The 14,508-nt window shown below is 69.7% G+C and carries 14 protein-coding genes; 2 read left to right on the forward strand and 12 right to left on the reverse strand.

All coding sequences use genetic code 11. The features are described from left to right. Positions 1–234: 234 nt before the first annotated feature. The 9 genes from NO360_RS04255 to NO360_RS04295 all read right to left on the reverse strand — a co-directional run bounded on the left by NO360_RS04255 (position 235) and on the right by NO360_RS04295 (position 9,504). A complete protein-coding gene (locus NO360_RS04255) occupies positions 235–1,347 on the reverse strand; it encodes a deoxyhypusine synthase (protein WP_256306248.1) in 1,113 nt (370 codons plus the stop codon). A gap of 90 nt (positions 1,348–1,437) precedes the next feature. Continuing rightward, positions 1,438–2,133, reverse strand: coding sequence for a bacteriorhodopsin (locus NO360_RS04260; protein WP_256306249.1), 696 nt, complete (start codon positions 2,131–2,133; stop codon positions 1,438–1,440). A gap of 1 nt (position 2,134) precedes the next feature. After that, positions 2,135–4,477: a methyl-accepting chemotaxis protein gene (locus tag NO360_RS04265; RefSeq protein ID WP_256306251.1), complete on the reverse strand. Its 2,343-nt coding sequence runs from the start codon at positions 4,475–4,477 to the stop codon at positions 2,135–2,137. 94 nt (positions 4,478–4,571) lie between these two features. Then, a complete protein-coding gene (locus NO360_RS04270; protein WP_256306252.1) occupies positions 4,572–5,369 on the reverse strand; it encodes a Nif3-like dinuclear metal center hexameric protein in 798 nt (265 codons plus the stop codon). Between the two features lie 59 nt (positions 5,370–5,428). Beyond that, on the reverse strand, positions 5,429–6,316 hold the full coding sequence (locus NO360_RS04275; protein ID WP_256306254.1) for an arginase family protein: 888 nt from the start codon (positions 6,314–6,316) through the stop codon (positions 5,429–5,431). A gap of 6 nt (positions 6,317–6,322) precedes the next feature. Beyond that, positions 6,323–6,697 carry a translation initiation factor IF-5A gene (locus NO360_RS04280; RefSeq protein WP_256306255.1) on the reverse strand — a complete coding sequence of 125 codons (375 nt, stop codon included), beginning with the start codon at positions 6,695–6,697 and terminating at the stop codon, positions 6,323–6,325. Positions 6,698–6,863: 166 nt separating this feature from the next. Next, entirely contained in the window at positions 6,864–7,304 is a 441-nt protein-coding gene (locus NO360_RS04285) for a DUF5518 domain-containing protein (protein WP_256306256.1), read from the reverse strand. A gap of 144 nt (positions 7,305–7,448) precedes the next feature. Then, the gene (locus tag NO360_RS04290; protein WP_256306257.1) at positions 7,449–9,128 is read right to left on the reverse strand and encodes an ABC1 kinase family protein; all 1,680 of its coding nucleotides are present in this window, start codon (positions 9,126–9,128) and stop codon (positions 7,449–7,451) included. 7 nt (positions 9,129–9,135) lie between these two features. Then, positions 9,136–9,504, reverse strand: coding sequence for an Hsp20/alpha crystallin family protein (locus tag NO360_RS04295; RefSeq protein WP_256306258.1), 369 nt, complete (start codon positions 9,502–9,504; stop codon positions 9,136–9,138). Between the two features lie 221 nt (positions 9,505–9,725). Here NO360_RS04295 and NO360_RS04300 point away from each other — a divergent pair, with 221 nt between their 5' ends. Together NO360_RS04300 and NO360_RS04305 are read left to right on the forward strand one after the other, a co-directional pair. Continuing rightward, positions 9,726–11,024, forward strand: coding sequence for a molybdopterin molybdotransferase MoeA (locus tag NO360_RS04300; protein ID WP_256306260.1), 1,299 nt, complete (start codon positions 9,726–9,728; stop codon positions 11,022–11,024). Beyond that, positions 11,021–12,916: a molybdopterin biosynthesis protein gene (locus NO360_RS04305; RefSeq protein ID WP_256306261.1), complete on the forward strand. Its 1,896-nt coding sequence runs from the start codon at positions 11,021–11,023 to the stop codon at positions 12,914–12,916. Before NO360_RS04300 ends, NO360_RS04305 begins: the two co-directional genes overlap by 4 nt. Before the next feature lie 33 nt (positions 12,917–12,949). On the opposite strand, the gene NO360_RS04310 is transcribed toward NO360_RS04305, so the two are convergent. From NO360_RS04310 to NO360_RS04320, 3 genes are all read right to left on the reverse strand, one after another. Further along, positions 12,950–13,654 carry an HAD family hydrolase gene (locus tag NO360_RS04310; protein ID WP_256306263.1) on the reverse strand — a complete coding sequence of 235 codons (705 nt, stop codon included), beginning with the start codon at positions 13,652–13,654 and terminating at the stop codon, positions 12,950–12,952. A gap of 170 nt (positions 13,655–13,824) precedes the next feature. Beyond that, a complete protein-coding gene (gene lwrS, locus NO360_RS04315; RefSeq protein ID WP_256306264.1) occupies positions 13,825–14,196 on the reverse strand; it encodes an LWR-salt protein in 372 nt (123 codons plus the stop codon). Between the two features lie 12 nt (positions 14,197–14,208). Next, positions 14,209–14,484, reverse strand: a complete 276-nt coding sequence (locus tag NO360_RS04320) for a 4a-hydroxytetrahydrobiopterin dehydratase (protein ID WP_256306265.1) — start codon at positions 14,482–14,484, stop codon at positions 14,209–14,211. Between the last annotated feature and the right edge of the window lie 24 nt (positions 14,485–14,508).

Genomic DNA, 14,508 nt, shown 5'->3' on the forward strand with positions numbered 1-14,508 from the left:
CGGACGTTCGTACGGCGGTACGCGGACCGGAAAGGAGTCACTCGCGTACGCGTACGAGAGGCATACCACCAGCGAGGACCGTATCTATAATAAAAGTTCGTGTTTGTCTTCGGCGAGGGCGGTGGCAGTGTTCAGACAAACGATGCCAGCCGAGAATCTGCTCCCGGCTATCCCGCCAGTTTCCTTCGTATCTGAACAGTACCACGGTTCCACGCTCGATGACCGGGCAGCGACTCAGCGATCCGGGGTTTCTCCCGCTCGCTCCCGCGCGGCGGCGACGACGAGCGGCAGCGTGACCGTGGCGTCGCCGACGACGGTCACGTTCCGCGCGGACTTCTCGAGTTTGCCCCACGAGCGCGCCTCGTCGAGCGTCGCCCCCGAGAGCCCGCCGGTGTGGTCGGGGTCCATCGTCAACTGCACGGCGTAGTCGTAGGCGTCGGGGATCGTCAGCATCGTCTGCAGGACGTAGTTCTTCGGGACGCCGCCGCCGACGACCATCGCGCCGGCCCGCTCGGCGTCGAAGGCGAGATCCGAGAGGTGCGTCATATCGCCCAGCGCGTCGAGTCCGAACTCGGAGGTCTGCGAGTAGATCCACGCCTGAATCCCCAGGACGGAGTCCTGAATCGCCGGACAGTAGATCGGGACGTCGTGTTCGTACGCGGCGGCGGCGATGCCGGCGTCCTCCGCGACGCCCCGTTCGCGGTTCTGCTCGGCGTTCGCGCGGCCCAACTCGGCGGTGAACTCCTGGATCGACACCCGGCGCTCGACGGCGGGGAAGACGTTCTCGCGGAGGTGCGACTCGAACAGCGCGAAGTGTTCCTGGGGGAGATAGACGTTGTAGATCCGGTCGACGCCCTCGTCGCGGAGGCGCTCGTCGTGATCGCGCGGCGTCTCGCCGGTCGGTTCGGCGTCGGGCGCGGCCGGATGAGGGTCGTGCGGTTCCGCCCGACCGTGGTGGTGCTTCCCGCCGATCGCCTCGATGGCGTCGTGCGTGAGGTTCGCGCCGGTCGTCACCAGCGCGTCGATGTGCCCGTCGCGGATCAGGTCGACGACGATCTGCCGCATCCCCGTCGGCACCATCGCCCCGGCGAGACCGAAGAAGTTCGTCACGTCGTCGCGGGCGAGCATCTCCGCGTACACGTCGACCGCGCGGTCGACGCTCGCCGCGCCGATTCCCGCCTTGCCGTACTCGGCCGCGAGTTCTCCGACGGTCATCCCGCCGCGGACCTGCGCGTGGCCGATCGGCGCGTCGTGGAACTCCTCGCGGTGGGGGTCGTGAGACGCCCCGGCGTCCTCGGTTGTCGGTTCGACCTCCTCGGACCCGTCTTCGCCGCCGTCGTCGCTCATACCCCGTTCTGTGCGATCCGCCCGGTTATGTGTCGCGATCCGTCGTGAGAACGGCAGCCGCCCCGAAAAGGGATGGACGCAGTGTGGTGCTCAGTCCGCGCCGACGCCCAGTTCCGTCTCCGCGGTCGCGAGGTCCTGCATCCCTCGCAGCGCCACGGCGACGAAGCCGACCTTCGAGACGATGTCGAGATAGGTGAACACGAGGACCTGTGTCTCCGAGAGCAGGAGGCCGACGCCCGTGGGCGCGAGCAGCCACACGACGGGGTAGAGCGTCCAGACGATGACCGTGAGGTTCCGGAGCGTGACGAACGCCGACGCCTGCTGCGACGACGGGAACGAGGCCCGTCGCGGGAGCGTCCGGACCAGCAGCCAGACCAACACGAGGTAGGCCAACGATCCGACGCCGAACAGCAGGTACTGCGCGATGCCGCCGGTCGCGGTCGCGGCGACGCCGGCGACGATGACGACCACGTCCACGGCCACGAGCGCGCCGATCGCGCGGCGGCCCGGTTGCGAGAGCAGCGCGAGGTACAGCACCATCAGCGGCGTCGTCAGCAGCCAGTCGGTGTAGCGGACGATCTCGACGCTCGATCCGGCGATCGTCACCGTCCCGTAGCCGAACGCCATTATCAGGTACGCGACGGCCGCGATGCCGGTGATGCCGAACAGGACGGCCGAGAGGTCGCGGTTCGCACCGCCGACGAGGAGCCGGTACGCCGTGGGGACCGTTCCGACGGTCATCCCCGCGACGCCGACCCACAGCCACAGCGTGGTGGTGAACTCCATCTCAGTCACCCCCCGCTCCGTCGCCGTTGCGAGCGCGCGGATCAGCCGGATCGAAGCCGTCGGCCCGCAGTCCCGAGTCGGAACCGCGTCCGTTGCCCGCCGGATCGGCTCCGTTGGCCGCGAGATCGGGGCGGCTCTCCGTCGTGAACGCGTTCGACCCGGCGCTCTCGGCGACCGTGAAGTCTTCGAGCACCGTTCGGAGTTCGCGCGCCTGTGCCGTCAACTGCTCTGCCGCGTCGCTCACTGTCGTCATCGTGCTGGTCTGTTGTTGGGCCGCCGCCGCCGCGTCGGTCGCCTCTTCGGCCGTCTGATCGCCGATGGCCGCGACGTCGTCGACCCGATCGACGACCGACGTCGCCGACGACGCCTGCTGTGCGGTCGCATCGCGGATCTCCTGGATGGAGCTGTCGGTCTCGTCGACGGCCGTCGCGACGTTGTCGAGCGCGTCGATCGCGGCCTCGACCGTCTCGACGCCGCTCTCGATCCGCGCCTGCGTCTCCGTCATCGCCGTCGTCGTCTCGCCCGCACGCGCCTGGATGCGGTCGATCCGCTCTTCGATCTCCGCGGCCGACTCGGCGGTCTCCTCGGCGAGTTGCTTGACTTCGTCGGCGACGACCGCGAAGCCGTCGCCCTCTTCGCCCGTTCGGGCCGCCTCGATCGACGCGTTGAGCGCCAGCAGGTTCGTCTCCGCGGCGATGTCTGAGATCACGTCGACGACCTCGCTGACCGCGTCCAACTCCTCGGCCAGCGCGGTGACTTCTTCGGCCGTCTCGGCAGTGGTCTGTTCGACCGCGTCCATCTCCTCGATGGCGCGTTCGGCGTGTTCCTGCCCCTCCTCGCCGACTTCGGCGGCGCGCTCGGAGGCCTGCGCCACCTCGTCGACGGTGGCGGCGATCTCCTCGGCCGAGGAGGAGAGCGCGTCCATCTCCGTCGAGACCTCGTGGAGGGCCTCGGTCTGCCGCTCCGCGCCGTCGGAGATCTCCGTCGTCGCGGTCGTCACCTGCGAGGAGGCGTCCATCACCTCGTCGGCGCCGTCGTCGACCCGCTCGGCCGCGGTGACGACGTGCTTCGAGAACGCCTTGACCTCTCCCATCGTCTCCGAGACCGCATCGAGCATCTGGTTGAACGAGGCGGCGATGTCCGCCATCGCCTCGTGTTCCGTGTCGGTGTCGAGCCGTCGGGTCAGGTCTCCGTCGGCGACGGCGTCCATCACGGTGCCGTACTCGGCGGCGGTCGCCTCCAGCGTCCGGTTCTTCTCCTCGATCGCCGCCTTCTTCTCCTCGGTCGCGCGGATCTGCGAACGCAGTTCCTCGCGCATCTCGTCGAAGGAGCGATACAGCGTCCCGAACTCGTCGCTCCGAGTCGTCGAGAGGTCGACGTCCAGATCGCCCTTCGCCATCGCGTCGGCGCGGTCGGCGAGTCGCCGGAGCGAGACGATGGTGTTCGACCCGACGACGACGCCGACGAACGCCAGGCTCACGAGCGCGAGCAGGATCAGCCCGACCACGAAGGAGGTGATCTGATCGCCCAGCGCGTACGCCGTCGCTCGGTCGGACCTCGCGAGCACCGTCCACTCCAGCGTCTCCATCTGAGCGCCGGCGACGAGCATATTCTCCCGCTGCGCGAAGCCGCCCTCGGACAGCGCGGCGACGTCCCGCTCGTAGCTGCGCAGGAGCATCTCGCTGTCCGGGTGGGCGACGATCCGACCCTCACCGTCGACGACGACCGTCGAGCCCTGACCCGCGGTCTGGGCGAACGATTCGGTGTGCGACCGGAGGTCGATCATATAGATGAGCGCCTTTCCGTTTGCGCCCTCGACCGGCGAGATCACCGACACCACCGGGAAGTCGACGACCGGAACGGTGAACGGCGCGGTGACGTAGGTGTCGTCGGTCCCCTCGAACGTCGGCGGATCGGTGGCGAACGGCGCGCCCTCCTCGGCCGGGTTCACGCCCTCCATCCGCGGCATCGAACTGGCCTGAATCGTCCCCTCGTCCATACTGTAGTAGTGGACGGCAACGACGCCGTCGGGGAGGGCGTCGCGCTCTGCGGTGTCTTTCAGGTGTCTCGATATCGCCCCCGTATCACCCGACTGGATCACCGACCGCGTCGAATGCAGCCGCACCTGTCCTTCGATCCCACTGATCCACGTGTCGAGTTCGGCCGCCCGGGTCTCGGCCGACGTGCTCAGTTCGGTTCTGACCTCGTCTTCGAGCGCGGCCGACGTCTCCTCCTGCACGACGAAGCCGAACCCGACGACGAGCGCCACGACCGCGAGCAGGGCGACCCCGAGCTTCGCCCCGAAACTCGATCGGACGGACTCGAACATACCTGACCGTGTCATCTACCGCACGTAACGAGACTCCGCATAAAAGTCCGACCCGCCGATTATCCGGCGTGATAACGCCTATATCAGTGCTGTGGCCGACGTTCGCCGCCTACAGCCCGGTCGGGTGTTCGAGCACGGTCGTCGCGAGCCCCCACTCCGAGACGAGGTCGGCGAGCGACTCGACGCCGAAGGTCTCCGTCGCGTAGTGGCCGGCGAGGAAGACGTGCACGCCCGCTTCGCGGGCCTCGTGGTACGCCTGTTGCTTCCCTTCCCCGGTGATGAGGGCGTCGACGCCGGCGTCGGCCGCCTCACCGAGCCAGTCCGCGCCGGACCCGGTGACGATAGCGATGTCCCGGATCTCGTCGGGGCCGAAGTCGAGGACCTGCGGCGCCCGACCGCCGGTGTCGAGGCCGGCGAGTCGCTCTCGCAGTTCCGCCACGCCGTAGGCGTCCGACGCGCGGCCGCGCTGGCCGATCGTGACGGGGCCCAGACTTCCGAACGGCTCCCGAGTATCAGCGTCGAGATCCAGGTAGTCCGCGAGGCCGGCGGCGTTCCCGAGTTCCTGATGCCCGTCGAGCGGGAGGTGCGAGACGTAGAGGGAAAAGTCGTTCTCGACGAGCGCGGCGACGTTCTCGTACTCGCGACCGGTCACGCGGTCGAGACCGCCCCAGACGAGGCCGTGATGCGTCACGAGCAGGTCCGCGCCCGCCGCGGCCGCGTCTTCGATGGTCGCCGCGGCGGCGTCGACGGCGAACGCGACGCGATCGACCGCCGGCGACGAGTCGCGCTCGGTGCGGGAGAGGTCGCCGGGGCCGACCTGGAGGCCGTTCGCGCTGGCGTCGACGTCGGCGTAGGCGTCGGTGTCGAGTCTCTCGTCGAGTCTGTCGGTGAGCGTCGGAAGTTCCATACGTCGGCCGACGACCGCCGGGCGCTTGTATCTGTATAGACGGCTCGGCGCGACGTGCGCTAGCTGTCGGCGTGGGCGAACACGAACTCCCGGCAGAGCTTCGCCGCCAGCGACGCCGCCTGGCCGTCGTCGCGGTCGTTGACCTCCACCACGTCGAAGCCCGCGGCGCGCGGGGCGACGGTCCGGACCACGTCGCGCATCTCGCGCGGCTCCAGCCCGAACGGTTCCGGCGTGCCGGTCCCCGGTGCGAACCCCGGATCAGCGGCGTCGACGTCGACGCTCAGGTACGCGCTGCGCCCGTCGAGGTGGGCCGCCAGGTCGAAGTCGGCGACGTCCTCGGGGGCGACGACGGTCACGTCGTCGGCTTCGGCGCGGTCCCACTCCGCCGGCGAGCCGGTCCGCGCGCCGAGGACGACCGCCTCGTCGACGGCGGCGACGGCGGCGTCCGCTTCGTTGGCCGCGCCGTCGTCATCTGCCCCGCCCGCGTGGTCGCCGTCTTCCCCGCCCGTCCCGTCGAGGATTCGCCGGGTGACGGTCGCGTGGCTGTACTCGTTGCCGTCGTACGCCTCGCGCAGGTCGAGGTGTGCGTCGAGGCAGACGAACACCTCCGGCGAGACGGCCTCAACGCCCGCCGCCGTCACGGTGTGCTCGCCGCCCAGCAGGAGCGGCACGGCATCGTCGCGGACGACGTCCCGGAGTTCGCCCGAGAGCCACGCGAGGTACTCCGCGGCATCGTCCCAGGCGCGGACGTCGCCGTAGTCGTGGACCGAACAGTCCGAAAAACGCAGGTCGGTTCGCCGGTCGTAGTCGTCGAACGGCCGGGCGAACCGCCGGATTCTCTCGGGACCGAAGCGGGTCCCGGGTCGAAACGTTGTCGAGATATCCAGCGGGGCGCCCACGACGACGTACGCGGCGTCGGCACGCGATGCGGTCGCCCCTGGGAACATCGCCGATCAGATGATCTTCCGCTGGCCCTCGTACTCGAGGTACTCGATCTCGTCGTCGGGCGAGAGGTCCTCGTCCTCGGGGATGCGCATCGTGAACGTCTGGTAGGTCTCGAGGTCCATAATCTGGGCGTCGTCGTCGGTCACGGAGACGATCTGGCCCTGCTTGCGCTCGATGATCGGCACCCACACCTTCGCGTCGACCGGCTGGCTCAGCGATCGCTTCTTGTCGTCGAAGACTCCCTTCCCCTCGACACGCGCCTTGGCGCTGCCGTGCTTCCCGGGCTTGGCGGTGCTGTAGGCGTTGATCTTACAAGGCGAGTCTTCCATCATCACGTAGCTGCCTTCCTGCAGTTCGCGGACCTGCTTCTGCTCTTTCGGCATACGTCGGGATTGACGTGTGGTCGGTATAAACGGTTTGGAAACGCCGCGTGGCTTCGGTGAGACCCCGGAACTCACTCGGCTTCTCACAATGATGACTCTCACTTTTTATCGCCGAGCGCCACCCCCGCTGGCGGTGCTCAGCGGTCAGAAACGAGAGTAACCGGTATCAGGCGTCGTCCGGTTCGCCGTCCGTCGGCCGAGGCTGCGGCTGGCCGTTCGATCGATCGCTTCGATCGTCCCGTCGGCGAGCGAGGCTCCCGAGCGCGCCGGCCGCCACGTTCGGGAGGCTCGCGCTCAGGAGAATCGCCGTCGTCGCCTCTCCCGCGGTGTCTAAGAGCGGCAGCAGGAACTCGATGGGGAACGGCAGCGGCGCGTCGGTGACGACCGAGAGCACGACTAGCCCGGGGATGAGGACGATTCCCCACGCCATCGCGGTCAGCAGTCCGTGCCACGCCCCTTCGGCGGGCTCGTCGCCCGCGAGGTACCCCGCGAGCGCGCTCCCGGCGAGCCCGCCGACGAGCGTCACTCGCCCGGTCGCGGCGAAGACGAGCGCCTCGCTGCAGGCCGCGAGTGCGAACCCGCCCGCGACGGCCCGCCATCGCGTCATACTCGCGCTGTGGTCGCTCCCCCGGATAAAACTACGTGTCAAATATTCAATGGTGATAACGGACCGGCGGACCGGCGGCAAATTCGGGTAGCGAGACACCGTCGAAATCGAGTGACGGAACGGTGGAAGCAGCGAGGGCGTGGGTTACTTTCGGCCGCGTCGCTCGCGCATACTCTGCCGCGTGAACTGCGGTTTCGCTCGAATACCCTTTTTCCGACGGAACGAACGGTACAGCGCCACCAACGCCGGCAGCGTCAGCACCGCGGCCACGGCCGCCGGAACCACGCTCGCCCCCTCGAACGCGTAGAGAATCGCCGTCGAGAGCGCCCCGACGGCGACGAAGAGGCCGTAGACGATCCGGCGGGCGAGTCGGTCCAGCACGTCGTTCTCGTCCTCCAGACGGACGTTGACCGCGAGGTTCTCGTTCTCGACGCGGTCGAGGGCTCGGTTCAGTTTCGGTGGCACCTCGAACAGGGCCCGAGAGGTCTCCTGAACCTGTTTCCCGCCCTTCTGAATCAACTGCCGGGCCGTCTCCTCGTAGTAGCCCTCCTCTTCGAGGTAGTCGGTCGCGACGGAGATGAAGTCGAAGTCGGGGTCGAGCGTCACGCAGACGCCTTCGACGACGGTCGCGACCCGGAGCACCAACGCCAGGTCCTGCGGCAGTCGCAGCGGGAACTCGTAGATGGTCGACTCCACCTGTTCGATGATCTGCTGGACGCGGTACTGCTCGATGTCCTCCCCGCGGGCGTCGGCGATGGCCAGTTCCATCACGTCGCCCATCACCTGCCTGTCGGCCTCCGGCGAGAGCGTCCCCATCTCGATGAGCGTGTCGAGGATGGCGTCGATGTTCTGGTTCGCGACGGCGACGTAGAAGTCGATGATCTTCTCCTGGATGAACGGTTCGACCCGCCCGGACATCCCGAAGTCGTAGAAGATGACCTCGCCGTCGTCGGTGACTGCGAGGTTCCCCGGGTGGGGGTCGGCGTGGAAGACGCCGTCGTCGACGATCATCTGGAGGTAGACGCGCTGGAGCGTCGTCGCCAGCTGTGTGCGGTCGATCCCCTTCTCGTCGAGCGTCTCGACGTCGTTGATCTTCGTTCCCGGGAGGTACTCCATCGTGAGCACGCGCGGTCCGGAACGCGCGTCGATGGGTCGCGGGATCCGGATCTCCGGGCTGTCGGCGAAGTTCGCCTTGATCTCTTCGAGAATACGCTTTTCCCGGCTGTAGTCCATCTCCTGGCGGATCGTCTTCGCGAACTCGTCGGCGAGGTTCTCCAGCGAGAACGCCCGTCCCTGCCCGATGAAGCGCCGGATGAGCGGCAGCGACCACCGGACCACGCGGAGGTCGGCCTCGACGAGGTCCTCGATCCCCGGGCGGCGGACCTTCACTGCGACCGGCTCATCGTCGTACCGCGCGGTGTACACCTGGCCCAGGCTCGCGCCGCTGATCGGGTCGCGGTCGAAGTCCTCGAACGCGTCGTCCACGGGACCGAGTTCCGCTTCGAGGACCTGCCGCGACTCCTCCCAGGGGGCCGGCGGAACGTCGTCCTGGAGGCTCGACAGCACGTCGATGTACTCCGCCGGCAGGATGTCCGGGCGAGTCGAGAGCAGTTGCCCCAGTTTGATGAACGTCGGTCCCAGCGTCAGCAGGGAGTCCAGGAGGATTTCTGCGCGTTCGATGCGGGTCTCGGTGTCGACGCGTCGGCTCCCGCCGAACAGGACGTACTTCCGTCGATCCCGGGTGTACGCGACGATCAGCGGGAAGAACTGTCGGACGACGACGAGGAATCGCCAGTACGCGCGGAGGTTCACCAGCGTGACCACCCGGCGGTTACGCGTCGTCTCCGGCCGACGTGATCGGAATCGTCTCACCCGCCGCGGCGTCTCGCTTCGGAAGCGTGATCGTGAAGACGCCGCGTTCGACTTCCGCGGACGCGCCGGCGCCGGTCGCGTCCGGCGGCAGCGGCAGTTCGGCGTCGATGAACAGCGAGCGCCCCTCGTCGACGTAGGCGAACGACGCGGGGATGGCCTTCTCCCGTCTCGCTTCGACGACGAGCCGTCCGCGTTCGACGCGTAACTCGGCGGTCTCGGCCGTCACTCCGGGGAGATCGAGCACGATCCGGTAGGCGTCCTCGGACTCGAGCAGGTCGGCGAACACCGACTCCGGGAGTTCCCGAAGCGCGTCCCGCAGTGTTGTCATAGCCTCCGCTAGGAACGGCGGGTCGAAAAACCCCGCGGTTGTCCCGCGGGACGTGGGCCACAAGAGCTACAAGTGCCGATTTCCGTCGGTCCGTGCGAACCGACTCGACGTCTCTGAACCGCCATTCGGTCGTCTCCGAACGTCGCCGGATGCGACGGGACGTCCTCCGTCGGGCGGCGCGTGCCGCGGCTCTTTTTGTACTCGCGGCCGCAACGTCTCGTATGGATTCTGCGGACACCGACGACACGTCGCCCGAGCGTCAGTCGGCCGGGTTCAAGGACCGAACCCGGGTCGACGCCGCCCGGCGGACGCTGCTGGACGCGGCGACGCCACACGACCGAACCGACCGACTCTCGCTCGTCCCCGCGGACGGCCGCGCGCTCGCGGAGCCGATCGCCTCCGCGCGCGCCGTCCCGGACTACGAGCGCGCGGCGATGGACGGCTGGGCGGTCCGCGCCCGCGACACCTTCGGCGCGTCGGACCGCTCCCCGGGCGTCCTGCGCGTCGCGGACGGGGAGGCCGAGTCCGTCCCCGAGACGCCCGTCGGCCCCGAGACCGCCGTCCGGGTTCACACCGGCAGCGAACTCCCCGAGGGGGCCGACGCCGTCGTGATGATCGAACACGCCGAGCGCGTCGGCGACGACCTCGAAGTCTTCGACGCCGTCACCGAGGGCGAGAACGTCGCGCCCGTCGGCGAGGACGTCGCCGAGGGCCAGGAGCTGTTCGAGCCGGGCCACCGCCTCCGGCCCTCCGACCTCGGCCTCTTGAAGTCCGTCGGCGTCGACCGCGTGAGCGTCTACGAACGGCCCACGGTCGGCGTGATCCCGACCGGCGAGGAGTTGGTCCAGGAGGACCCCAAGCCGGGCGAGGTGATCGAGACCAACGGGCTCACCGTCTCCCGACTCGTCGAGCGCTGGGGCGGCCTCCCCACCTACCGCAACGTCGTCACCGACGACGAGTCGGCACTGCGGGCGGCGATCCAGCGTGACCTGACGAAAGACGTCGTGGTGACGACCGGCGGCTCCTCGGTGGGCGCGCGCGACCTCCTCCCGGAGGTCGTCGACGACCTCGGCGAAGTGCTCGTCCACGGCGTCGCGCTCAAGCCGGGGCACCCCGTCGCGCTCGGGATCGTCGAGGAGACGCCTGTCGTGATGCTCCCCGGTTACCCCGTCGCGGCCATCGTCAACGCCGTGCAGTTCCTGCGGCCGCTCGTGAAACGCGTGGGCCATCTCCCGGACGATCCCCAGCCGACCACCGACGCGCGACTCGCGCGGAAAATCCCGAGCGAACCCGGCGTGCGGACGTTCGCGCGGGTTCGACTGGCGGACGCCGGAGGCTCTGACACCGGCAGCGAACCGGAGGGCGGCGACCTCCCCGAGGCGACGCCGACCCGCGCGTCCGGGTCGGGCGTCCTCTCCTCGGTCGCCCTTGCGGACGGCTGGGTCGCCGTTCCCGAGGGGCGCGAGGGCTACGACGCGGGCGAACGCGTCGCCGTCGAGCACTGGGAGTGGTCCGCGTGAGCGACCGCAAGGAGTTCCACGACCTCGTCGACCCCGACGTGGCCCACGACGCGATCGAGTCGCTGGAGCTCGCCCCGGCCCCCGAGACGGTCCCGCTCGCGGAGGCCCGCGGGCGCGTCCTGGCCGAGCGGATCGACGCCGACCTCGACGTGCCGGGGTTCGACCGCGCGAGTATGGACGGCTACGCCGTCCGCGGCCGCGACACGTTCGGCGCGGACGAGGCCGACCCGGTCGAACTCGACCTCGTCGGCTCGGTCCACGCGGGCACGGAACCCGAGGTGGAAGTCGGCGAGGGCGAGGCCGCGGAGATCTCCACCGGCGCGGTGATGCCCGACGGCGCGGACGCCGTCGTGATGGTCGAGCGCACCGAGGAAGTGGGCGAGTCCGCCGTCGCCGTCCGCACGGCCGTCGCGCCCGGTGACAACGTGATGCTCGCCGGCACCGACGTCGCCGCCGGCGCGCGCGCGCTCGGCCCCGGAACGCGGCTCACGCCGCGGGAGATCGGCCTCCTCTCGGCGCTCGGACTCGACGAGGTGCCCGTCCGCGGCCGGCCGACGGTCGGCATCGTCTCGACGGGCGACGAACTCGTCCGTCCGGGCGAGGCCCTCCACAGCGAGCGCGGCGAGATCTACGACGTCAATAGCTACACCATCGCCGCGGGCGTCGAGGAGGCGGGCGGCGAGGCGGAACTGTACCCGCACGCGGGCGACGACTACGAGCAGATGGAGCGGCTGCTCGTCGAGGCCGCCGAGGAGTGCGACCTCGTGCTCTCCTCGGGGTCGACCTCGGCCTCCGCGGTCGACGTCATCTACCGCGTGATCGAGGAGCGCGGCGACCTCCTCCTGCACGGCGTCGCCGTCAAGCCCGGCAAGCCGATGCTGATCGGGGAACTCGAAGACAGCGCGTACGTCGGGCTGCCCGGCTACCCGGTCTCCGCGCTCACCATCTTCCAGACGTTCGTCGCGCCCGCGATCCGCGACGCCGCGGGCCTCCCGGAGCCGCAGACCGCGACCGTGCGCGGAGAAATGGCCGTCCGCGAGCGCTACGCCGAGGGTCGACTGCGACTGATGCCCGTCGGACTCCTGACCGACGAGGTGGGGGAGACGCTCGTCTACCCGGTCGACAAGGGTTCCGGGGCGACGACCTCGCTCGTCGAGGCCGACGGGATCGTCGCGGTCGATCCCGACACGGAGTACCTCGACGCGGGCGAGGCCGTCGACGTTCGACTGTTCTCGCCGGACGTCCGCGCGCCGACGCTGCTGGTCGCTGGCGAGGACGATCCGGCGCTCTCGCGGTTGCTCGATCGGCTGGACAATCCCCGGTTCCTCCCCGTCGGGAGCCGGGAGGGGCTCCGACGGCTCGGCGGCGGCGTCCCGGACGCGGCCGTCGTCGCGGGGCCCGTCGACCGCGACGTCGAGAGCGTCGACCTCGGCGGGTGGACCCGCGAGTGGGGACTCGTCGTCGCCGCCGGCAACCCCCTGGGTATCGACGGACTCGCGGACCTCGCGGATCGCGACCTCGCCTTCGTCAACCGCGGCCGCGACGCGGGAATCCGCGCGAGCCTCGACGCCGCCATCGAGGAGTTGGCCGCCGAGCGAGGCGCGTCGCGGCCGGCGCTCACGGAGTCGATCCGCGGCTACGAGATCGGCTCGAAGGGGTTCGAGAGCCCCGCCCGCGCGGTCGCTCGGGGGAACGCAGACGCGGGCCTCGGCCTCCGCGCGACCGCCGAGAAACTCGGGCTCGGGTTCGTCCCGCTCGGGACCGAGTCGGTCAGGATCCGCGCGAACCCGGACCGAGCGGCGAAGCCCGGCGTCGAGGAACTGGCCGCGGAACTCGAAGGCGCGGCCGAAACGGGGCTGTTCGCGTCGCTCGCGGGCTACGAGAGCGAGTGAAGGGGCCGTTCCGTACTTCCGCTGCGCGTCGGGCTATCTGACCTGCCCGCCGTCGGCGGCCACGTCGAAGCCGAAGCCGTCCAGCGGCAGCTCGTCGAACGAGGAGACGCGGTGGTCCGCGAGGACGCAGCGCCCCCGGTGCTCCGGGGCGTGTCGCTCGACGTGGATGCCGTCGAGTCCGGCATTCCAGGCCGCGCCGACGTCGCTCGCGCCGTCGCCCGCGAGGACGCCGCGGCCGGGTTGCGCGGGATCCCGACCGAGTCGTTCGATCGCGCGGTGAACCGGGTCTGGATCCGGTTTCCACCCGGTCTCGGCCGTGCAGGAGACGAACGCGTCGAACCAGTCGCCGACGTCGAGGTGGTCGACGACCGGTTCGGCGAGGAACGACTGGCAGTGCGTCACGACGCCGACCGGGACGTCGGCGGCGACGAGCGCGGAGACGAGGTCGGCGGCGTCGTCGTGGAGGTACGTCGCCTCCGCGCGGGCCTGGGGATCTTCGACCGCGTGAAACGCCGGCCAGAACGTCTCGGGATCGATTCCCCACTCCCGGAGTTGCGGGTCGCGCGCGCCGCCGAGTCCGTGCCAGATGACTTCCGCCTCGCGGTCGGTGAACTCCCGGCCGACCCTGTCGCCGACGCGATCGAACACCTCGCGGGTGTAGGACCACTCGGCGTCGACGAGCGTGCCGTCGAGGTCGAAGAGCCAGAAGTCGTAGGCGGTGTTCGGGTCGGCGTGCATCGGGCAGACGCTACGCCGCGCCCCCGTAAGTGTATTTCGGCGACCACGCGCTGTCGCTGTCGACCGCTGCCGGAGCGACCCGTGACTCGTTCGATGAGTACTCCCACTGTGTACCGCCGAGCGCCACCCCGCTGACGGCGCTCGGCGGGAAGAGACGAGAGTAATCAGTATCAGTCCTCGACGACGCGGATGCTGGAGCCGAGGTGCCTGTGAAGGACGTCGCGGGCGCTGTCGCCGTCGAACTCGTCCGGACTGGCCTCGATGGCGGCTTCGAGCGCCTCGCGGTACGCCGGATCGAGGCGCAGTTCGCTGAACCGCACCGCCTCGACCGGCACCGACAGCCACGACTCCGCGAGCTCCCGCGCGTGGCGCTCGTCCCCGACCTCGCCCCGCCAGAGCGTGTCGCGGAAGAACAGCCACGCTCCCTCGCCGGGCGGGTCGGCGTCGACCTCGACGGTCGTCTCGACCGTCTGGGGCGAGACGCTGACGCCCGGCGGCGTCTCGAACCGGACCCGCACGCGGAATACGTAGGCGGCGTCCACGGCCCGTCGGTCTCAGTACTCCGCGTCGAAGAGGTTCGCCAGGCGGATGTCCTTCTCGGTGATGCCGCCCTCCTCGTGGCTGGTGAGTCGCACCTCGACCTCCTCGTACCCGACGCGGATCTCGGGGTGGTGGAACTCCTCCTCGGCGACCTCGCCGACCTGCGTGACGAAGGCGATGCCGGCGAGGTAGTCGTCGAACCCGTAGGTCCGCGTGATCTCGTCGCCGTCGCGTTCCCACCCGTTGGGGAGTTGCGTTCGGATCTCGTCGTCGGTGAGTAGTTCGGCCATACGGATGACGTCACTCGCCGGGCG

The organism is Halobellus litoreus, from assembly GCF_024464595.1.
In the GTDB taxonomy this organism is placed as follows: Archaea; Halobacteriota; Halobacteria; order Halobacteriales; family Haloferacaceae; genus Haloquadratum; species Haloquadratum litoreum.

Coding starts and splice junctions, on each gene's coding strand:
- NO360_RS04255 (WP_256306248.1), bottom strand. CDS start 1,347: ATGAGCGACGACGGCGGCGAAGACGGGTCCGAGGAGGTCGAACCGACA.
- NO360_RS04260 (WP_256306249.1), bottom strand. CDS start 2,133: ATGGAGTTCACCACCACGCTGTGGCTGTGGGTCGGCGTCGCGGGGATG.
- NO360_RS04265 (WP_256306251.1), bottom strand. CDS start 4,477: ATGACACGGTCAGGTATGTTCGAGTCCGTCCGATCGAGTTTCGGGGCG.
- NO360_RS04270 (WP_256306252.1), bottom strand. CDS start 5,369: ATGGAACTTCCGACGCTCACCGACAGACTCGACGAGAGACTCGACACC.
- NO360_RS04275 (WP_256306254.1), bottom strand. CDS start 6,316: ATGTTCCCAGGGGCGACCGCATCGCGTGCCGACGCCGCGTACGTCGTC.
- NO360_RS04280 (WP_256306255.1), bottom strand. CDS start 6,697: ATGCCGAAAGAGCAGAAGCAGGTCCGCGAACTGCAGGAAGGCAGCTAC.
- NO360_RS04285 (WP_256306256.1), bottom strand. CDS start 7,304: ATGACGCGATGGCGGGCCGTCGCGGGCGGGTTCGCACTCGCGGCCTGC.
- NO360_RS04295 (WP_256306258.1), bottom strand. CDS start 9,504: ATGACAACACTGCGGGACGCGCTTCGGGAACTCCCGGAGTCGGTGTTC.
- NO360_RS04300 (WP_256306260.1), top strand. CDS start 9,726: ATGGATTCTGCGGACACCGACGACACGTCGCCCGAGCGTCAGTCGGCC.
- NO360_RS04310 (WP_256306263.1), bottom strand. CDS start 13,654: ATGCACGCCGACCCGAACACCGCCTACGACTTCTGGCTCTTCGACCTC.
- NO360_RS04320 (WP_256306265.1), bottom strand. CDS start 14,484: ATGGCCGAACTACTCACCGACGACGAGATCCGAACGCAACTCCCCAAC.